The following is an 18,567-nucleotide window of genomic DNA, read 5'->3' on the forward strand; positions in this document are numbered from 1 at the left end:
GCAGGAGGCATCTATGAGCGTTTTATTTCTTACTCACGCCGAGGTGTGCGAGCTAACCGGCGCGAAAACCAAAGCCGGTCAGATTACGAACCTCAAGAAAAATGGTATACGGCACACGATCAAAGCCAATGGCTGGCCGGCCGTTAGCGCCTCAGCAGTCATTGGCGGCGTACAAACACCCGAAGAAAGACCGAAATGGACGCCTAGAAAGGCAGGCTGAATATGGGAAGAAGGCCAAACAAGCCGGGCTCTATCGCTCGGCTGAGAGAACGAAAGAAACCAAGCGGCATCATCTATTACTACTACGACGCAGGCGGCAAGCCCCGTAAGGAGATACCCCTAGGAAGTGACTATGGCTTGGCAATTATGAAATATGCCGAGCTTGAGCGGGACAGGACGGCAGATGCGATAAAGCGAGACGTGATCACCCTTCCCTATGTGGCTAGCCGGTACTTTGAGGAAGTCGTTCCAAGCAAGTCACCGGCCACGCAGAAAGACAACGCCAGGGAGCTAAAGCAGCTGCTTTCGTTCTTTGGGGATCCACCGGCACCACTGGATGAGATTCAGCCTCAGCACATCAGGCAGTACCTGAATTATCGAAAGGATGCAAAGGTGCGAGCTAACAGGGAAAAGGCCCTACTCTCCGCGATCTGGAACTACGCACGAGAAACAGGCTATACCGCGCTGGCTAACCCATGTTCAGGCGTGAAGGGGAATAAGGAGACAGGGAGAGACGTTTACATTGAGGATTCAGTGTACAAGGCAGTACACGATGCAGCCGATGCAGGACTGAGAGATGCAATGGATCTCGCCTACCTAACAGGCCAGCGAGTGGGTGACACGCTCAGAATGGATGAGCGAGATATAAGGGAGGGTCATATCTGGGTAACGCAGTCAAAGACGAAAGCGAAACGTCGGATTGAGATCAGCGGACAACTAGCAGTATTGGTTGACCGGATCATGACCAGGAAGGCAGGACACAAGGTACGATCGACAAAGCTGATTGTGACTGAGGATGGAACGCCAATGACGGCAAGCATGCTTCGAACTCGATTTGACGAAGCGCGCGAATCGGCTGGCGTCAATAAAGCGGCATTTCAACTTAGGGATTTACGAGCTAAGGCGGGAACTGACAAAGCCGAATTGAGTGGTGATATCCTACAGGCAAGGGACCAGCTAGGACATACGACGGTCGTCATGACCGAGGCCTACATCAGAGAGCGCAAAGGTAAGAAAATCACTCCTACCCGCTAATTGCGGACCGACCTCTGATTTTGCGGACCGTTTTTTCAGGGCTCGAAACGCTCAAACCCGCATGGTTATTGGTGCCCGGAGCCGGAATCGAACCGGCACGGAGTTTCCTCCGAGGGATTTTAAGTCCCTTGCGTCTACCGATTTCGCCATCCGGGCGGTAGCGCTCTACACTGAGCATTTAGCTAGGGATAGATAGCACACAATCCAACTTAGCCAGCACAGCGAACAACAAAGTAAAAATAAAAAGCCCTACAGACCGCTAGATCTGCAGGGCTACATAGTGGAGGCCGAGGTCGGAATCGAACCGGCGTACACGGATTTGCAATCCGCTGCATGACCACTCTGCCACCCGGCCTCATAAGCCAACCCCAATTAAAGCGGAGCTGACCGACAAACTGGAGCGGGAAACGAGACTCGAACTCGCGACCCCGACCTTGGCAAGGTCGTGCTCTACCAACTGAGCTATTCCCGCGTCTTGGTGACGGGCGCCATTCTATACAATCCAACGACGCTGTCAACTCATTGATTCAAAAAAGTTATTTTTTCTTCGTTATGCTCAGATGCGGCCAAGCCGCAAGCAGATAACTGCACATAGACCAAAGCGTAAGCGCAGCCGCAATGATCAGAAGAACATACCCTGTCAAAACCCAGAACGTCAGTTGAGGAGGATTAGCCAACAGCACAATCAAAGATACCATCTGCGCCGCTGTTTTCCATTTGCCAAGACTAGATACAGCTACTTGAGCTCGCGCCCCTAATTCTGCCATCCACTCACGAAGGGCTGACACTACAATTTCTCGACCAATAATAATGGTAGCGGGCAACGTTAACCAAATAGTGGCATGTTCCTGCACCAGAAGCACCAAGGCCACCGCAACCATGAGCTTGTCAGCAACCGGATCCAGGAAAGCTCCGAATGGAGTACTCTGTTTCCATCGACGAGCCAAGTAGCCATCCAGCCAATCAGTAAAACTAGCCAAGGCAAACACTGAACTCGCCGCCCAATAGCTCCAAGAAACCGGCATGTAAAACAGAGCAATAAAGAAAGGAATGAGCAGAACGCGCAGAACAGTAAGCAGGTTAGGAATGTTCATTGGCACAGGAAATATATGAATGTCTGGACATTCTACTCACTGTGCAGTGCAGCATAAATCTGCTCAGCTAGTTTTTTGCTAATTCCTGGCGCCTTGGCTATCTCATCGACACTTGCACGATTAAGCTCTTGCAGGCCTCCGAAGTACTTAAGCAGCTCTCTACGCCGCTTCGGCCCTACTCCTGCAACATCTTCAAGTGTAGATGTCCTACGCGCCTTCCCTCTTCTTGCTCGATGCCCCGTAATAGCAAAGCGATGCGCCTCGTCACGAATCTGCTGTATTAGGTGCAATGCAGGAGAGTGACCCGGCAAGCTGAACTCATTAGAGGGATCATTCAGATAGAGCGTCTCCAAACCTGGCTTGCGAGTTACACCCTTAGCCACACCCAACAAGACGAGATCCGGAACCGCCAGCTCTTGAAGCACATCACGAGCCATTGCCAACTGCCCCTTACCGCCATCCACCAGTAAGATATCAGGCATTTTACCCTCCCCATCCTTGAGCTTACTGAAACGACGGGTCAACGCCTGATGCATGGCAGCATAATCATCACCTGCCGTAACACCCTCAATATTGTATCGGCGATAATCAGATTTAATAGGCCCCTCAGGACCAAACACCACACAGGAAGCAACTGTAGCCTCCCCACTTGAGTGGCTAATATCAAAGCACTCCAACCTTTGTGGCGCCTCAGCCAACCCCAACACATCCGTAAGCGCCTCAAAACGAGCAGCCATATGCTGGCGATTAGCAAGCCGAGTATTAAGCGCCTGCTCAGCATTTGTCACAGCCAATTGCTGCCAGCGGGCACGAGTGCCTCGAACACGATGCGAGATCTCAAGACCTCGAGAATGCAATTCGTTAAAGGCACTTATGAGGGTTGGGAAGTCCTCATGAACGGTATTTACGATGACTTCATCGGGCAAATCCCGCTCCATATGAGCAAGATAATACTGTTCCAAAAATGCAAGAAGAACGTCATGGGGCTCCTCCTCAATCGCAACCTGCGGGAAAAAGTTTTTGCTACCAAGAACACGGCCGCCACGCACAGTGATTAGATGAACGCATGCACCACCCGGATTCACCATCGCAGCGATAATATCTACATCCCCGCTCCCACCCTCTATATGCTGCTGATCCTGCACTCGTCGCACTAAGGCAATTTGATCACGCAGCTCGGCGGCCCGTTCAAAATCCAAAGCTATGGCAGCCTTTTCCATAACTGCACTTAGCTCTTCAGCCAAGGCATTGCTGCGCCCCTCCAGGAACATAGCCGAATGACGAACATCTTCAGCATATTCCTCTCGGGAAACCATATTGGTGCACGGACCCTTGCAGCGCTTGATTTGATATTGAAGACAGGGGCGAGTACGGTTTTTGAAAAAACCGTCCTCACACTGGCGCACCATAAATGCCTTTTGCAAGAGATTCAGACTTTCACGGATAGCACCCGCGCTCGGATACGGACCGAAATAGCGGCCCCGTTCCTTTTTAGCGCCTCTGTGGATAGCAAGCCGAGGAAACTCATCCTCAGTTGACAGAAATACATAAGGATAGGATTTGTCATCCCGAAGGAGAATATTGTAAGGGGGGCGTAACTGCTTGATAAGGTTCTGCTCAAGCAGAAGCGCCTCTGTCTCATTCCCAGTAATAGTTATCTCAATCTGGGAAATTTTTGCTACTAACGCGGCTGTCTTGGGAGCCAAGCCAGTTTTGCGGAAGTAACTCGAAAGGCGCTTTTTGAGATTCTTTGCTTTTCCGACATAAAGCACCTTGGAGCTTTCGTCGAACATTCGATAAACACCTGGCCGAGAACTGCAGCCAGAAAGAAAAGCAGAAGGATCAAACGTTTCGGTCATTTCAACTCGTAGCGTCTACCATCCCGTGACGAACTGCCAATAAAGCCAGCTCCACATCACTGGTAATGGAGAGTTTCTCGTAAATACGATAACGATAGGTGTTAACGGTCTTGGGCGACAGGCAAAGCTTATCGGAGATCACCTGAACCTTATGGCAATTAGCAATCATCAATGCGATTTGGATTTCGCGCTCTGAAAGAAGATCAAACGGCGAGCTATTGCTTTGAGGTTGAAAAGACTTTAGCGCTAACTGCTGAGCAATCTGAGCACTTATGTACCGCTGACCGCCAAATGCATGGCGTATAGCAGGAATCATCTCCTGGATATCCGCACCTTTTGTAAGATAACCAGAAGCCCCAGCCTGCAACAGACGAGTCGGAAAGGGATCTTCCTCACATGCCGTTACTGCAATGACCTTTACCTCGGGATGACTACGAAGAAGCTTTCGAGTAGCTTCCAAACCGCCGATGCCTGGCATCTTGACGTCCATGAGGACCACATCAGGCTTTAACTCTCTGACAAGCTTCAATCCATTCTCGCCAGAATCTGCCTGACCAATGACCTGAATGCTATCGACATCCGCCAACATACGGATAATACCGGCCCTTACCAGATCATGGTCGTCGACCACCAGCACTTTAATCACCGTGCACCTCATAACGCTGATGCATAAGCCAATTACAAGCCTAAGACTCGTCTCAAGCTAATAAATGCGAAAAAATGTGTAACGACTATACACAAGTCAGAGATAAACGCACGATGACTTGGAGCAAGAAGATGGCGGAGGCGGTGAGATTCGAACTCACGGAAGAGTCTCCCCTTCGACGGTTTTCAAGACCGTTGCCTTAAACCACTCGGCCACACCTCCGCAGGTGCGGGCCGCAATATTACCCGAACGAAACACGCTGTCAAACACTTAAATCTATTTTTTTTCAAAGAGTTGTTATTATCTTATGGTATGAATAGGTTTCGACCACATTAGGAGTGTCGTTATGAACGAGCGTCAATATGCCTTCAACCCTGCGGTTGCCGAACGGCGCGACATTAGTCGCACGCTGCGCAACACCTATGCTCTGTTGGGAATGACGCTGGCCTTCAGTGGCTTGGTAGCTTACGTCTCGCAGCAGATGCGTGTTACATATCCCAACATTTTTGTAGTTCTGATCGGCTTTTATGGCCTGTTCTTTCTCACTGTGAAATTGCGTAACAGTGGCTGGGGGCTGGTCAGCACGTTTGCGCTTACCGGCTTCATGGGCTACACCCTAGGCCCGATACTGAATATGTATCTGGGCCTGCCTAATGGCGGAAGCATCATTTCTTCTGCCTTAGGCATGACTGCCCTGGTCTTCTTTGGCCTGTCGGCATATGCACTGATTACCCGCAAAGACATGAGCTTTTTGTCGGGCTTTCTAATGGCCGGATTCTGGATATTGCTAGGCGCAATAGCGCTGTCGTTCTTTGTGAATATCAGCGGCTTGCAGCTTGCGATCAGTGCGGGCTTTGTACTGTTTGCCTCGGCAGCAATTCTGTTCCAAACCAGCGCCATCATCCATGGCGGGGAAGATAATTACATCATGGCTACCATCAGCCTATACGTCTCGATATACAATCTGTTTGTCAGCCTGCTTCAATTGCTAGGCTTTGCCAGCAGCAATGATTAACGAAACGTGCACTGGAGAGGCCCGCTTCGGCGGGCCTTTTTTATTTATGAAATTTGCTATCGTTGTATCTTCCGCACCTCACTCGCCCTCCTCCCGAAGAGCCCTTCGGTTTGCTGAGGCCGTGTTGTCCGCGCACCATGAAATCACTCGTCTTTTTTTCTATCAGGATGGAGTACACAATGCCTCTTTATCCATCGTAACGCCTCAAGATGAGCAAGACTGGGCGGGCCAATGGGGCTTATTCATTCAGCAAAATAAGCTGGATTCAGTCGTCTGCATTTCTGCCGCTTTACGGCGCGGCATTCTGAGCTCGGAAGAGGCTCATCGCCATGGGCGCCAGAGCGCCAACCTTTACGAGCCTTGGCAACTTTCTGGTCTAGGGCAGCTTCATGAGGCTGCACAGGAAGCCGATCGCCTCATTTGCTTTGGAGACATTTAATGGCAAAGTCGCTGCTCATTATTAGCCGGCAAGCGCCATGGTCAGGCATGGCAGCCCGAGAAGCTCTAGACATTGCCCTAGCAGGCGGCGCTTTCGATTTGCCCATTGCCATGCTCTTCATGGATGACGGTGTTTTCCAATTACAATCCTCTCAGGCCGCTTCACATCTTGAGCAAAAAGACCTGATCGCTAATCTACAAGCTCTTCCCTTGTTCGGCGTAGACAAACTGTATGCATTGGAAAGCAGCTTACTGGAGCGCAACGTAATGCAACCAACGCTTGAACTGAAAGTCGAGATCCTATCTACCGAAGAGGCTCGACTGCTTTTAAATCAGCACGACATGGTGATTACGCTGTGAAGACGCTTCACCTTATCTCGGCTTCGCCTTTCCAGAGCAGGATGCTAGACAGCGCCCTGCCGCTACTTGCGGAGCAGGATGCACTTTTATTAATGGGCGACGCTACATACCTGCTACAAGAAAGCTCGCGAACAGCGGCTCTGCTTGAAACGCTTCAAACCGGCGTCAAAGGCTTTGCTCTTCAAGAGGATATCGAGGCCCGCGGACTCAGAGAAACATCTCGTTTTGAAATGATTGACTATGATCGTTTTGTGGCTCTTTGTGTAGCTTATGACAAGGTACATAGCTGGCCATGACTGCACTCAATGTTGACAAGGAAGGCTATTTACTGGATCTAGGAGACTGGTCCGTTGAAATAGCTGAGGAGCTGGCTCTTCGAGAGGGTCTCCCTCTTACGCCTGAACACTGGGAAATCCTTCATGCTCTTAGAGATTTCTATGCTGAGTTCCAGCTTTCCCCAGCTAATCGTCCGCTGATTAAATATATTGCGCAAAACTTAGGTCCCGAGAAGGGCAACAGCCTTCATTTGAATCTCCTTTTCAAAGGAAGCCCCGCCAAGCTAGCAGCCAAGCTGGCAGGACTTCCAAAACCGACTAATTGCTTATGATAACGACGCCTGAAGAACATCCCTTTGCTCAATTCATACGCATACTCGGCAAAGGTAAACGCGGTTCACGCAGCCTAACTCGCGAAGAAGCCCAGTGCGCCATGGGGATGATCCTTGAGGGAAATGTCGAGGATGTTCAACTCGGCGCTTTTCTTATGCTGCTTCGACACAAGGAAGAAAGCGCAGAAGAGCTTGCCGGCTTTACCGATGCTATTCGAGCACATCTCAACGCCCCGACCATTCCAGTAGATCTGGACTGGCCTAGCTATGCAGGTAAAAAACGCCACTTACCATGGTTTCTGCTTGCCACCAAATGCTTGTCATCCCATGGTGTGCGGATTCTGATTCACGGCGGCGGCGCTCATACAGCAGGACGACTATATACGGAGCAGGTTCTAGAAACGCTGGGTATTCATCTTTGTAACGATTGGCACCAGACACAGGAAGCTTTAAATAAAGACCACCTGGCGTTTATGCCACTGGAAAACTGGATGCCTGCCTTGCAGCATATGATCAACTTACGCAACACGTTGGGATTGCGTTCGCCTATTCATTCGCTGGTCAGACTGTTAAATCCGCTCAACGCAACTTGCATCCTGCAAAGTATCTTTCACCCAGGCTATCAACCCATTCACCGTGAAGCCAGCCGCCTATTAGGCGACAAGGCTATCGTGATTAAAGGCGAAGGCGGTGAAATTGAAGTCAACCCAGACAATGATTTTCATCTCTATGGCACAGAGTACGGCACTGAATGGAATGAAGCCTGGCCTGCACTTTCAGAAAGAAGACACGTCAAACCTGAGCGGCTGGATGCCAATCATCTATTGGATGTATGGACCGGCAAAGCAAACGATGCCTACGGCGAACTGGCCGTTCTTTCTACGATAGCCTTGGGTTTGAAAGCGCTTGGCCACAGCCGGGAAGCCGCTCTAGCCAAGGCAAAAGATTACTGGAGCCAACGTCACTAATAGACGGCTCCACAATATGTAGACGGCTCCACAATATAGAAAGGAGCCGATGGGCCTATTGGTAGAAGGCAAATGGCAGGACCGCTGGTACGACACCGGCGAAGATGGAAGCTTCAAGCGGGAAAGCGCCCAGTTCAGACATTGGGTAACGACCACTGGTGGGCCTGGCCCTACAGGCGAGGCAGGCTTCGAGGCAGAGCCTAACCGCTACCGCTTGTATGTTTCTCTAGCCTGCCCCTGGGCTCATCGCACCCTTATTTTCCGAAAGCTTAAAGGCCTCGAGAGTATTATCGACGTATCCGTTGTTAGTTGGCTTATGAAGGACAAAGGATGGACTTTTGATCAAACGCTCGGCTCAACGGGTGACACACTTGATGAAGCCAAGCGGTTTCTTTATGAGCGCTACCTAGAGGCTACACCTCATTACACAGGTCGCGTTACAGTACCAATGCTTTGGGATAACAAGCATAAGTGCATCGTTAACAATGAGTCTGCCGATATCATCCGCATGATGAATCATGCATTTGACGGACTGACAGGCAACAGCATCGATTTTTATCCAGAACCATTACAGCAAGACATCGACTTACTTAACGAGCTTATCTATGCCAAGGTGAATAACGGTGTTTATAAGGCTGGATTTGCAACAGAGCAGTACGCTTACGAACTCGCCTTTGAAGAGCTGTTTACTACTCTTGATCAACTAGAAAATCACCTGAGCAGGCATCGCTATCTGACAGGAAAATATCTGACAGAAGCAGATTGGCGACTTTTTACAACATTAATACGGTTCGACTCAGTCTATTACGGACACTTCAAATGCAATCTACGCCGCATTACAGACTACCCTAACCTTCAGGGATGGCTGAAGGAGCTCTATCAGTGGCCAGGCATTGCAGGGACTGTCAACTTTGAGCATATCAAGCATCACTATTATGGCAGTCACGAAACGATTAACCCTAACGGGATCATTCCCAAAGGGCCAGCACTCGACTTAACGTTGCCTCACGATCGAGAGCAGTTGCCCGCTGTAGGTTTATGGCAGCGTGACCGTTAAGGATGCGATTGGCCTTCGAACCAGGCCAGCTTTTCACGCAAGGTTACGACCTCACCTACGATTATTAGCGTAGGCGCATGAACCTCATGGCGCGCTACGAGAACAGGTAAATCTGCCAGCGTTCCCGTAAATACACGCTGACTTGAGGTGGTGCCTTGCTGAACCAAGGCGGCCGGCGTACAAGCGTCACGCCCGTGCTTGATAAGCTGCTCGCAAATGATTGGTAGCCCAACCAACCCCATATAAAAAACCAACGTTTGCCCCGGAGAGGTCAAATCACTCCATGGCAAATCACACGTGTCATTTTTTAAATGGCCTGTGATAAAGCGTACAGATTGGGCATAGTCTCTGTGCGTCAGCGGTATGCCGGCATAGGCCGCACAGCCACTGGCAGCTGTAATACCCGGCACTACCTGGAATCCGATCCCATGGGCAGCCAGACGCTCAATTTCTTCGCCCCCGCGCCCAAAGATAAACGGATCGCCGCCTTTAAGTCTTAGGACACGCTTACCTTGACCGGCCAGATCAATTAAAAGCTGATTGATTTCTTCTTGCGGAACCGCGTGCTCAGCCCTTTTTTTGCCCACATAGATTCTATCAGCGTCTCTACGACACATATCCAGGATAGCGGGAGCAACCAAGCGATCGTATAAGACTACATCGGCCTGCTGCATGAGGCGTAAAGCCCTAAATGTCAGCAAGTCAGGATCGCCCGGTCCCGCGCCCACCAGATAGACTTCGCCCTTAACGCTTGATGATGCGTTACAAAGTTTCTCTTCAAGCAAACGCTCAGCTACTTGAGGCTGGCCAGCGAGTACCTTTTCGCCAATTTCGCTTTGGAATACCTCTTCCCAGAAAACGCGCCTCGCCTGGACATCACCAAAACGGCGCTTAACCTTAGAACGAAATTTCTTAGCCAGGCCGGCTAGCTCACCATATGCAGCAGGTATCCAACTCTCTAGTTTGGCTCGTACAAGCCGAGCCAAGACAGGCGCATCTCCCCCGCTCGAAACCGCGACAATCAAAGGTGAGCGGTCAATAATTGCAGGAAAGATAACAGTGCACAGTGAAGGAGAGTCCACCACATTAACTGGCACACCTATCGCCTTGGCTTGGGCCGAAACCTGGATGTTAAGGTCTTCATTATCGGTTGCAGCAATAACCAGGACAGCCCCACCCATATCATCTGCCTGGTAGGGCCGCTCGATCAACGAATCGCCACCATTTTCAATCAATTCTCGCATGGCCGGATGAATGCGTGGCGCAACAACCTTGAGCATTGCCCCAGCATCCTTAAGTAAACGCGCCTTGCGTAAAGCGACCTCACCTCCACCAACAATCAGTACAGGGCGGCCGCTCAGATTGTGAAACAGTGGCAAGAACTCCATCAGCCAATAACCTCAACGCCACCCATGTACCGCTTGAGGACTTCCGGCACGCGAATGGTTCCATCGGCTTGCTGATAATTTTCCAGCACAGCCACTAACGTACGACCCACTGCTAAGCCCGAGCCGTTTAATGTATGTACGAGCTCTGGCTTGCCCGTTTCCGGGTTACGCCACCGAGCCTGCATACGGCGCGCTTGGAAATCACCGCAATTAGAGCAGGAAGAAATCTCGCGATATTTATCCTGGCTCGGAATCCATACTTCAAGGTCATACGTTTTGGTGGCACTGAAGCCCATATCGCCAGTGCAGAGAGCAAGCACACGATAGGGCAACTCTAGAAGTTGCAGAACACGCTCAGCATGACCTGTCAGAGCCTCTAATGCCTCGAAAGATTTTGCAGGCTCAACAATATGTACCATTTCAACCTTATCGAACTGGTGCTGACGGATCATGCCACGCGTATCGCGTCCGGAAGCACCCGCCTCGCTACGGAAGCATGGGGTATGGGCTACCAACTGAATAGGCAGTGCCTTGGCGTCCAAAATCCTGCCCGCTGCGATATTGGTCAATGTGACCTCCGCAGTCGGGATCAGATAAAGCGGACTTTCACCGTCACGCGGAACCTTGAACAGATCTTCCTCAAACTTAGGAAGCTGCCCTGTGCCTTGTAAGGTTTCGGCCTGGACAAGATAAGGTGTGTAAGCCTCCTCGTAACCATGCTCGCCCGTATGCAGATTGATCATAAACTGCGCCAATGCACGGTGTAGACGGGCTATAGGGCCTCGCATCAAGGCAAAGCGAGCACCCGAGAAGCGAGAGGCCGTATCAAAATCCAACCAACCATGAGCTTCACCCAGGGTTACATGATCCTTAACCTCAAAGTCAAAACGCTTAGGAGTGCCCCAACGGCGAACCTCTACGTTCTCCTCCTCGCTGGTGCCTACTGGAACGGACTCATGTGGCAAGTTAGGCAGCCCTAGCAGCAGAGCATCCAATTCAGACTGAATCACGTCCAGCTCACGCTTGGCGGTCTCCAGCTCGCCTCCCATACGGTCCACATCGGCCAGAAGCGGCGCGATGTCTTCACCGCGCGCCTTGGCTTGACCAATGGCCTTTGATCGACTGTTACGTTCAGCCTGAAGCTCCTCGGTACGTGTTTGCACAGACTTGCGAGTTGATTCCAAGGATTCGATGCGCTGTACATCAAGCGTGAAACCACGCGCGGCAAGGCGTTCTGCCACTTCCTGAGGCTGTGTACGTACCAGTTTTGCATCAAGCATGTTTTTTCTCGTATCAGAGTTTTGTCAATGACAGGCCTGCCCACGTAGCAAGCAAACCACCTACGACGCTGGCCGTGGCATATCCAATGGCAAGCAAAGCCTGGCCACCTTCCAGCAAGCGTAATGTATCAAGGGAAAAGGAAGAAAAAGTTGTTAAGCCACCTAGAAAGCCAACGATAAGCCCTGCTCTTAGCTCCGCAGGCACATCAGGTCGAATAAGAAAAAGACCGTATAAAACACCGATAAGCAAGCAGCCCACATAGTTGACGATCAATGTGCCCATGTAGAAATGCTTAGGCCAGCTCGCCGTTATCCAGGATGTCGTGATAAACCGCAACAGAGTGCCTAGTACACCACCCGCTGCGATAGCCAGGATCATGGGCGTCATGGCGCTTTCCGCCGCTGGCGCAGACTAGCCCTATCCAAGTCAGCCAAATGACTGAGCTTGTCACGAATTTTGAGCTCTAAACCGCGTGGTACAGGCTCGTAGTAATGAACCGGCGCCTTATCCTCGGGAAAATAATCTTCACCTGCCGCATATGCATCAGGTTCATCATGTGCATAGCGATACTCCTCACCATACCCCAACGACTTCATCAGCTTGGTTGGCGCATTGCGAAGATGTACAGGAACTTCATGAGAGCCATTCTGCCTGACATCTGCCATTGCCATGTTGAAAGCTTTGTATACCGCATTGCTTTTAGGCGCACAGGCCAAGTAAACAAGGGCCTGCGCAATAGCAAGCTCACCCTCCGGGCTGCCCAACCGCTCTTGGACATCCCAGGCAGAAAGACAGATTGATAATGCACGCGGATCGGCATTACCGATATCTTCACTGGCCATGCGCACAACACGACGAGCAATGTAGAGCGGATCGCAGCCTCCATCGATCATACGGGCGTACCAATACAAGGTTGCGTCGGGATTAGAACCCCGAACAGACTTATGCAACGCAGAAATTTGATCGTAAAACGCTTCACCGCCTTTATCGAAACGGCGGCGCCCATCACCGAGCAAGCTTTGTAAAAGATCCGGACTTATGTCTGTGCCGTCTTCAGCCAAATCGGCCGCATTTTCAAGTAGATTGAGTAATCTGCGGCCATCTCCATCGGCAGCGGCCAATAAAATCTTCCGACTTTCCTCTGGAAGGCTTAACCGGCGCTTACCAAGGCCCTTGTCTTCAAACAACGCTCGATTGGTAAGCTGAGTTAAGGCCTCTTCATCCAGGCTTTTGAGAACATAAACACGTGCTCTCGAAAGAAGCGCATTATTAAGTTCAAAAGAAGGGTTTTCAGTCGTCGCTCCAATAAACAAAAGGGTGCCGTCTTCCACATAGGGAAGAAACGCATCTTGCTGGGATTTATTGAAGCGGTGAACTTCATCAACGAACAATATGGTTCGACGCCCATACTGAGCAGCCTGCTGCCGGGCTATCTCAACAGCCTGACGGATCTCCTTTACACCGGAAAGAACCGCCGAGATCGTCTCGAAATGAGCATCGCTGACTTCAGCCAGCAAACGCGCCAATGTCGTCTTGCCGACGCCTGGTGGGCCCCAGAAAACCATGGAATGCAGCGCGCCCTGCTCCAGTGCTTCTCGCAGAGGTTTTCCTCGGGCAAGCAAATGCTGCTGGCCAACGTATTCGTCCAGGGTGGTGGCACGCATACGAGCAGCCAGTGGCTGAGCCACTGGCGTTGCGCGGAATAGATCCATGGGGCAGGATCACTCCTGAATGACGTCGGCACCTTTAGGAATTTCAAACACGAATTCCGAGGCGTTTACCGGCTCATTCATTTTTACGTTGAAGAATAGGATATTGGTGCGTTGACCGACGCTATCGATTAGCTGCATATCGTTGATTACGTTACCGCGAAATGAGAGGCGCAAGCTGTCAAACAGCGTATCGCTGGTTTTAGGCTTGAGTACAAAATCAGTCACGTTACCGCTTTGCTTGTAGGTAATTGTAAAACTGTCCTCAATCTTCGACACATCACCGGACAATAGCAACGCAGGCGTCTGGGTTAGGCGCTGATCCAGCTTCTGAATAGTCACCTGCTCAAGGTCTGGATCGTATAGCCATACCTTTTGCCCATCAGACACCAGCAACTGCTCCATGGGAGAGTCTGTATGCCAACGAAAAAGACCTGGCCGCTTGAGACTCAAATTACCCGCAGTCTCCTGAAGACGGGTCCCGGAGCCATCTAGAGTCAGCTGGGAAAAGCGAGCCGTCATAGTCTGCGCTTTCTCCAGATACTGGGAAAGACGGTCCGCTGCATCCGATGCAGCCTGAGCCGAGACGCTTAGAAAAGTTGTAATTGCCAGGGCAAACAAGCGAGTCAATCGCATGGAATTCCTCTTAAACATTGGTTAATCACGCACAGGAGAAGGTGCAATCACCTCTCTTGAACCGTTCGTATTCATAGGCGTGACAACTCCAGCCATCTCCATGGCCTCGATCATTCGCGCAGCACGGTTATAACCGATCTTGAGCTTGCGCTGAACTGCAGAAATCGAGGCCCTGCGGCTTTCCGTTACAAAGCGGACAGCCTCATCGTAAAGGGGATCGTCTTCATTTCCTTCACTACCATCACCACCGCTACCACCCTCAAACGAGCCACCGCCCTCATCTGCCCCCGCAAGGATGTCTTCAATGTAGTCAGGCGCGCCGCGTTGTTTCCAGGCTTCAACCAGGCGATGCACCTCGTCATCTGAGACGAAAGCGCCATGGACACGAATAGGAAGACCCGTGCCTGGTGGGAGATAGAGCATGTCACCATGCCCAAGCAGCTGTTCTGCACCACCCTGATCAAGAATGGTTCGAGAGTCGATCTTGCTCGATACTTGGAAAGCCATACGCGTCGGGATGTTAGCTTTGATCAGGCCGGTAATAACATCTACCGAAGGGCGCTGCGTGGCCAGGATCAGGTGAATACCTGCAGCACGCGCCTTTTGAGCAATACGCGCAATCAGTTCTTCCACTTTTTTGCCAACAATCATCATCATGTCGGCGAATTCATCGACAACTACAACGATCGTAGGCAGCGCTTTTAGAAGCGGCGCTTCGTCATCCATGCTTTCGCGTCGATAAAGAGGATCTGTCAGAGGTGTCCCTGCCTCCTCCGCGTCCTTGATCTTGCGGTTGAAGCCAGCAAGGTTTCTGACCCCCATAGCAGCCATGAGCTTATAGCGCCGCTCCATTTCGGCTACGCTCCAGCGCAGCGCATTGGCAGCCTCTTTCATGTCCGTCACGACAGGGCAAAGAAGGTGTGGAATGCCCTCGTAGATAGACAATTCCAACATCTTGGGGTCGATCATGATCAACCGCGCCTCTTCGGGCGTCGACTTGAACAGAATCGACAGAAGCATAGCGTTTACGCCAACGGACTTACCCGAGCCTGTGGTACCTGCTACAAGCAAGTGCGGCATTTTGGCCAAATCCGCGATAACAGGCCTACCGCCAATGTCATGGCCTAGGGCGAGCGTCACGGGCGACTTGGAGGCCTCATATTCAGGAGACTCCAGTACTTCAGAAAAACGCACCATCTGTCGGTCTTCATTTGGAATCTCGATACCGACAGTAGTTTTGCCCGGAATGACCTCAACAACCCGAACACTGAAAACAGCCAGTGAGCGCGCCAGATCTTTCGCCAAGTTAGAAATACGGCTGACTTTCACTCCAGCAGCAGGTTGTATCTCAAAACGAGTAATGACTGGTCCCGGGTGAACCGACTCGACTGTGACCTCGACGCCAAACTCCTTGAGTTTTATCTCAAGCAGACGTGACATCGTCTCAAGCGACTCTGGAGAAAAACTCTGCTGTTTTTTCTCTGCCGGATCCAGCAAGGATATCGGTGGTATCGTACCTTCAACGGCTGAATCAACAACGTGCGCGGCAGGCGGAGCGGATCGTTTTGCCTCGATCGGCTTAGGGATCGGAGCAGGCGCTGGCATATTGATCTGAGGTGCTGGCTTGGCAGCTTGAGGCTTTTCCACTACAGGCCGCTCATTAACTGGCATAGCGGGAACGGACTTGCGCTCAGGCACCAGAGCTTCATCATCAAGCTCAACGGTTTCAACGACACGCTCACGAGTCTTTTTAGCTTCTCGCTTGATAGGCGCCTGAGGTTCTTCCTCCTCAACCTCAAGCTCTTCATCGTCGTAATACTCTTCATCCTGCAGTTGTGAAGCAAGACGCTTCCGCTCACTGCGGCTACCCATCCAGCGGCTGGCGCCTCCCTGAACAAGCTCGAATAAATCAAGCGTAATCTTTCCTGTCAGGTCCATGACCTTAAACCAGGAGAGATCGGTAAAAACGGTCAGGCCCAACAGGAATACTGCTAAAAATAGCAATGTACTGCCCTGCACATTTAGAGCATTAAGGGCAAGTTGCCCCAGGCTTTCTCCAAGCGCACCGCCTGCCGAAGCCGGCAAATGGGCGTCAGCGTGAAAGTGAATGTAAGCCAGTGCAGAGCCTGCCAGAATAAGGAAAACCAGTCCGGTCAGACGCCATGAAAACAGCCACCCGCTCCACTCCCATGGCATATAGCGATGCCTGAACACCTGCCAGGTCTTGATGCCTAACAGCAACGGAAAAATGAAAGCGAAGTATCCCAACGCCATAAAGAGGACATCAGCCAGCCATGCGCCAGCACGCCCTGCAGCGTTGTGGATCTGATCTATACGACTGGTGTGCGTCCAGCCTGGATCAGAGGGGTCATAGGTCAATAAAGCCATCAGTGTATACAGACACAAGGCGGCTAATGCGATAAGCAACACCTCCTTCAAACGATAATGAAGGTGTTCGCGCCACTGTGTCACATGGCTGGCAGAAGTAGATTGTTTCAAACGCGACTTTTCCTGCACCGACAACGTGAAGATGAAAAGAAACAAGGCAGCATTCTACGACCCTACGCAGCTCGTTCCATACGAAAAACCGAGTCGCAACAACAATGACCTATTTTTACCACGACTTTAGCCGTGAACCATGCATTGGAACATTCTTTTGCTGTTGTGACAAAGAGTTATGCAGCATTCCTCAACAAAGTTTAAATCAAAAGGGAAAACTGGCGCTTGCCAGTAATCGGAGTTAGCCTGAAGACTACTTTGTTAACCCCCTCCCCTTCCATGCTGACTTGGTTGAAACGCGACTTTATACAATTTCCGCCGCTCAGTAGTGCGCTGAGCGAACCTAATGGGCTGCTTGCGATAGGCGGTGACCTTTCACCCGAACGCTTGATTGCCGCCTATCGTCACGGTTGCTTTCCATGGTTCCAGGCTGACCAACCCATTCTTTGGTGGTCACCCGACCCCAGAACGGTATTGATACCTGAAGAGATCCATATCTCTCGCAGCCTTGCAAAGCTGATTCGTCAGCAACGCTTTATGGTGACCTTTGACAAAGATTTTGCGCAGGTCATCAAGGGGTGCTCTGAACCACGAGATTATACCCACGAAACATGGATCACCTCGGAAATGCAGCAGGCCTATGTAGAGCTTTACAAACGAGGCATTGCTCATTCAGTCGAAGTTTGGGAAGAGGACTCGCTCGTCGGCGGCCTGTATGGCTTGGCAATCGGTAAACTATTCTTTGGAGAGTCCATGTTTAGCCGCACCGCCAACGCGTCCAAGGTTGGTTTCGCTACATTGGCTCAGCAACTGGCGGAATGGGACTTCGCGCTGATTGATTGCCAGATGCCCACGCGACATCTTGAAAGCTTTGGCGCGACGAGCATTTCTCGTACGCAATTTTCGAACTATTTGGCACGATACCTGGACGAAACATCTAAAGCAGACTGGTCTTCGCAACCGGCATGACAGGATTGATTACCTTCCTCATGTTTTCCTAGAGGTAGATTATGAGCGAGCTGGCCCGATTGAAGTTTTACGCCACTCAGCCGCACACTTGCAGTTACCTGCCTGACCAGCAGGCAACCACGCTCTTTCTCGACCCCGCCCAACCCATGAGCGGCCAGCTGTATGCCGAACTCTCTGAATTAGGTTTCAGGCGCAGCGGAGATCATCTATATCGACCTCACTGCCAGCAATGCAAGGCGTGCGTTCCGGCACGTATTCGCGCTGCCGATTTTGTTCCCGATAGACGTCAGAAGCGTATTCTCAAGCGAAATGCAGATATCACCATTGAAAAGCGTAGGCCTCGCTTTACAGAAGAGCATTATCGACTGTATGCACGCTACATTACGGAACGGCATGCAGACGGAGACATGTACCCTCCAAGCCGAGAACAGTTTACGACCTTTCTTATCCGGGAGCTGCCTTACGCCTTTTTTTACGAAATGCGCTTGGGCGAACGCTTGGTTGGCGTTGCAGTAACCGATGTGTTACCCAACGGCCTGTCTGCCGTGTATACCTTCTATGATCCAGACGAGGAACGTAGAAGTCTTGGTACGTTTGGCATTCTCTGGCAGATCGCGGAAACGGCACGCCTGAATCTTGAAGCGGTTTATCTCGGTTATTGGATCAAAGGCTGTCGAAAGATGTCCTATAAGACTCAATATCGGCCAATCGAACTCTTTCTCAATCAACGCTGGGTTCGAGTGTCCTGACATCAGACATGGCATCGATTGAGTTTTTCGGGCACAAT

Annotated in this window: 20 protein-coding genes and 4 tRNA genes; 11 read left to right on the forward strand and 13 right to left on the reverse strand. The window is 51.1% G+C overall.

Annotated elements, in window-relative coordinates; genetic code table 11:
- Positions 1 to 13: 13 nt before the first annotated feature.
- The gene (locus PLU01S_RS22730) at positions 14 to 220 is read left to right on the forward strand and encodes a DUF4224 domain-containing protein (protein WP_010794639.1); all 207 of its coding nucleotides are present in this window, start codon (positions 14 to 16) and stop codon (positions 218 to 220) included.
- A gap of 2 nt (positions 221 to 222) precedes the next feature.
- Positions 223 to 1,254 carry a tyrosine-type recombinase/integrase gene (locus PLU01S_RS22735; RefSeq protein ID WP_074824373.1) on the forward strand — a complete coding sequence of 344 codons (1,032 nt, stop codon included), beginning with the start codon at positions 223 to 225 and terminating at the stop codon, positions 1,252 to 1,254.
- A gap of 69 nt (positions 1,255 to 1,323) precedes the next feature.
- Here the strand turns inward: PLU01S_RS22735 and PLU01S_RS22740 are convergent.
- The 7 genes from PLU01S_RS22740 to PLU01S_RS22770 all read right to left on the reverse strand — a co-directional run bounded on the left by PLU01S_RS22740 (position 1,324) and on the right by PLU01S_RS22770 (position 5,075).
- Positions 1,324 to 1,410 (reverse strand) — tRNA-Leu (locus tag PLU01S_RS22740).
- A gap of 125 nt (positions 1,411 to 1,535) precedes the next feature.
- Positions 1,536 to 1,609, reverse strand: a tRNA-Cys gene (locus tag PLU01S_RS22745).
- Between the two features lie 41 nt (positions 1,610 to 1,650).
- Positions 1,651 to 1,726: transfer RNA gene (locus PLU01S_RS22750), tRNA-Gly, on the reverse strand.
- Positions 1,727 to 1,790: 64 nt separating this feature from the next.
- A complete protein-coding gene (pgsA, locus tag PLU01S_RS22755) occupies positions 1,791 to 2,348 on the reverse strand; it encodes a CDP-diacylglycerol--glycerol-3-phosphate 3-phosphatidyltransferase (protein WP_010794641.1) in 558 nt (185 codons plus the stop codon).
- 32 nt (positions 2,349 to 2,380) lie between these two features.
- Complete coding sequence (uvrC, locus tag PLU01S_RS22760) at positions 2,381 to 4,207, reverse strand: excinuclease ABC subunit UvrC (protein ID WP_074824369.1); 1,827 nt, start codon at positions 4,205 to 4,207, stop codon at positions 2,381 to 2,383.
- A gap of 1 nt (position 4,208) precedes the next feature.
- Positions 4,209 to 4,853 (reverse strand): response regulator transcription factor GacA, encoded by a 645-nt coding sequence (gene gacA, locus PLU01S_RS22765; RefSeq protein ID WP_074824367.1) that lies wholly within the window; start codon positions 4,851 to 4,853, stop codon positions 4,209 to 4,211.
- 132 nt (positions 4,854 to 4,985) lie between these two features.
- A tRNA-Ser gene (locus PLU01S_RS22770) sits at positions 4,986 to 5,075 on the reverse strand.
- Between the two features lie 124 nt (positions 5,076 to 5,199).
- Between PLU01S_RS22770 and PLU01S_RS22775 the strand changes: the two genes are divergently transcribed.
- From PLU01S_RS22775 to PLU01S_RS22805, 7 genes are read left to right on the forward strand one after another with little or no spacing between them, the layout of a single operon-like run.
- A complete protein-coding gene (locus tag PLU01S_RS22775; RefSeq protein ID WP_074824365.1) occupies positions 5,200 to 5,868 on the forward strand; it encodes a Bax inhibitor-1/YccA family protein in 669 nt (222 codons plus the stop codon).
- Between the two features lie 46 nt (positions 5,869 to 5,914).
- Positions 5,915 to 6,307 carry a sulfurtransferase complex subunit TusD gene (gene tusD, locus PLU01S_RS22780; protein ID WP_074824363.1) on the forward strand — a complete coding sequence of 131 codons (393 nt, stop codon included), beginning with the start codon at positions 5,915 to 5,917 and terminating at the stop codon, positions 6,305 to 6,307.
- Positions 6,307 to 6,666: a sulfurtransferase complex subunit TusC gene (gene tusC, locus PLU01S_RS22785; protein WP_074824360.1), complete on the forward strand. Its 360-nt coding sequence runs from the start codon at positions 6,307 to 6,309 to the stop codon at positions 6,664 to 6,666. Before tusD ends, tusC begins: the two co-directional genes overlap by 1 nt.
- On the forward strand, positions 6,663 to 6,962 hold the full coding sequence (gene tusB, locus PLU01S_RS22790; protein WP_074824358.1) for a sulfurtransferase complex subunit TusB: 300 nt from the start codon (positions 6,663 to 6,665) through the stop codon (positions 6,960 to 6,962). The genes tusC and tusB overlap by 4 nt, the downstream gene beginning before the upstream one ends.
- Positions 6,959 to 7,273 (forward strand): TusE/DsrC/DsvC family sulfur relay protein, encoded by a 315-nt coding sequence (locus tag PLU01S_RS22795; RefSeq protein WP_074824355.1) that lies wholly within the window; start codon positions 6,959 to 6,961, stop codon positions 7,271 to 7,273. Before tusB ends, PLU01S_RS22795 begins: the two co-directional genes overlap by 4 nt.
- Positions 7,270 to 8,241 carry a glycosyl transferase family protein gene (locus PLU01S_RS22800; protein WP_074824352.1) on the forward strand — a complete coding sequence of 324 codons (972 nt, stop codon included), beginning with the start codon at positions 7,270 to 7,272 and terminating at the stop codon, positions 8,239 to 8,241. Before PLU01S_RS22795 ends, PLU01S_RS22800 begins: the two co-directional genes overlap by 4 nt.
- Before the next feature lie 49 nt (positions 8,242 to 8,290).
- Complete coding sequence (locus PLU01S_RS22805) at positions 8,291 to 9,298, forward strand: glutathione S-transferase family protein (protein ID WP_074824350.1); 1,008 nt, start codon at positions 8,291 to 8,293, stop codon at positions 9,296 to 9,298.
- On the opposite strand, the gene cysG is transcribed toward PLU01S_RS22805, so the two are convergent.
- Genes cysG through PLU01S_RS22835 form a run of 6 tightly spaced genes read right to left on the reverse strand, consistent with a single transcriptional unit; the run spans position 9,295 to position 16,835 of the window.
- Positions 9,295 to 10,686 carry a siroheme synthase CysG gene (cysG, locus tag PLU01S_RS22810; RefSeq protein WP_074824346.1) on the reverse strand — a complete coding sequence of 464 codons (1,392 nt, stop codon included), beginning with the start codon at positions 10,684 to 10,686 and terminating at the stop codon, positions 9,295 to 9,297. The two genes, PLU01S_RS22805 and cysG, sit on opposite strands and share 4 nt — an antisense overlap.
- Positions 10,686 to 11,966, reverse strand: a complete 1,281-nt coding sequence (gene serS, locus PLU01S_RS22815; RefSeq protein WP_074824343.1) for a serine--tRNA ligase — start codon at positions 11,964 to 11,966, stop codon at positions 10,686 to 10,688. Before serS ends, cysG begins: the two co-directional genes overlap by 1 nt.
- A gap of 13 nt (positions 11,967 to 11,979) precedes the next feature.
- Positions 11,980 to 12,354: a fluoride efflux transporter CrcB gene (gene crcB / locus PLU01S_RS22820; RefSeq protein ID WP_010794653.1), complete on the reverse strand. Its 375-nt coding sequence runs from the start codon at positions 12,352 to 12,354 to the stop codon at positions 11,980 to 11,982.
- Entirely contained in the window at positions 12,351 to 13,679 is a 1,329-nt protein-coding gene (locus tag PLU01S_RS22825; protein WP_074824340.1) for a replication-associated recombination protein A, read from the reverse strand. Before PLU01S_RS22825 ends, crcB begins: the two co-directional genes overlap by 4 nt.
- Before the next feature lie 9 nt (positions 13,680 to 13,688).
- Positions 13,689 to 14,312, reverse strand: a complete 624-nt coding sequence (gene lolA / locus PLU01S_RS22830) for an outer membrane lipoprotein periplasmic chaperone LolA (RefSeq protein WP_010794655.1) — start codon at positions 14,310 to 14,312, stop codon at positions 13,689 to 13,691.
- A gap of 21 nt (positions 14,313 to 14,333) precedes the next feature.
- Positions 14,334 to 16,835: a DNA translocase FtsK gene (locus tag PLU01S_RS22835; protein ID WP_219855017.1), complete on the reverse strand. Its 2,502-nt coding sequence runs from the start codon at positions 16,833 to 16,835 to the stop codon at positions 14,334 to 14,336.
- Between the two features lie 255 nt (positions 16,836 to 17,090).
- On the opposite strand from PLU01S_RS22835, the gene aat reads away from it, so the two are divergent.
- Positions 17,091 to 17,780, forward strand: coding sequence for a leucyl/phenylalanyl-tRNA--protein transferase (aat, locus tag PLU01S_RS22840; RefSeq protein ID WP_074824337.1), 690 nt, complete (start codon positions 17,091 to 17,093; stop codon positions 17,778 to 17,780).
- 41 nt (positions 17,781 to 17,821) lie between these two features.
- Positions 17,822 to 18,529 carry an arginyltransferase gene (locus PLU01S_RS22845; RefSeq protein WP_074824335.1) on the forward strand — a complete coding sequence of 236 codons (708 nt, stop codon included), beginning with the start codon at positions 17,822 to 17,824 and terminating at the stop codon, positions 18,527 to 18,529.
- The last annotated feature ends 38 nt before the right edge of the window (positions 18,530 to 18,567 follow it).

This window comes from Pseudomonas luteola NBRC 103146, from assembly GCF_002091675.1.
Taxonomy (GTDB): Bacteria; Pseudomonadota; Gammaproteobacteria; order Pseudomonadales; family Pseudomonadaceae; genus Chryseomonas; species Chryseomonas luteola.

Bases quoted from the DNA above. Each gene is read 5' to 3' on its own strand.
- PLU01S_RS22825 (WP_074824340.1), bottom strand. From the start codon at position 13,679: ATGGATCTATTCCGCGCAACGCCAGTGGCTCAGCCACTGGCTGCTCGT.
- crcB (WP_010794653.1), bottom strand. From the start codon at position 12,354: ATGACGCCCATGATCCTGGCTATCGCAGCGGGTGGTGTACTAGGCACT.
- PLU01S_RS22805 (WP_074824350.1), top strand. From the start codon at position 8,291: ATGGGCCTATTGGTAGAAGGCAAATGGCAGGACCGCTGGTACGACACC.
- tusD (WP_074824363.1), top strand. From the start codon at position 5,915: ATGAAATTTGCTATCGTTGTATCTTCCGCACCTCACTCGCCCTCCTCC.
- cysG (WP_074824346.1), bottom strand. From the start codon at position 10,686: ATGGAGTTCTTGCCACTGTTTCACAATCTGAGCGGCCGCCCTGTACTG.
- pgsA (WP_010794641.1), bottom strand. From the start codon at position 2,348: ATGAACATTCCTAACCTGCTTACTGTTCTGCGCGTTCTGCTCATTCCT.
- uvrC (WP_074824369.1), bottom strand. From the start codon at position 4,207: ATGACCGAAACGTTTGATCCTTCTGCTTTTCTTTCTGGCTGCAGTTCT.
- aat (WP_074824337.1), top strand. From the start codon at position 17,091: ATGCTGACTTGGTTGAAACGCGACTTTATACAATTTCCGCCGCTCAGT.
- PLU01S_RS22845 (WP_074824335.1), top strand. From the start codon at position 17,822: ATGAGCGAGCTGGCCCGATTGAAGTTTTACGCCACTCAGCCGCACACT.
- PLU01S_RS22775 (WP_074824365.1), top strand. From the start codon at position 5,200: ATGAACGAGCGTCAATATGCCTTCAACCCTGCGGTTGCCGAACGGCGC.
- tusC (WP_074824360.1), top strand. From the start codon at position 6,307: ATGGCAAAGTCGCTGCTCATTATTAGCCGGCAAGCGCCATGGTCAGGC.
- PLU01S_RS22800 (WP_074824352.1), top strand. From the start codon at position 7,270: ATGATAACGACGCCTGAAGAACATCCCTTTGCTCAATTCATACGCATA.
- lolA (WP_010794655.1), bottom strand. From the start codon at position 14,312: ATGCGATTGACTCGCTTGTTTGCCCTGGCAATTACAACTTTTCTAAGC.
- PLU01S_RS22730 (WP_010794639.1), top strand. From the start codon at position 14: ATGAGCGTTTTATTTCTTACTCACGCCGAGGTGTGCGAGCTAACCGGC.
- serS (WP_074824343.1), bottom strand. From the start codon at position 11,966: ATGCTTGATGCAAAACTGGTACGTACACAGCCTCAGGAAGTGGCAGAA.
- PLU01S_RS22735 (WP_074824373.1), top strand. From the start codon at position 223: ATGGGAAGAAGGCCAAACAAGCCGGGCTCTATCGCTCGGCTGAGAGAA.
- PLU01S_RS22795 (WP_074824355.1), top strand. From the start codon at position 6,959: ATGACTGCACTCAATGTTGACAAGGAAGGCTATTTACTGGATCTAGGA.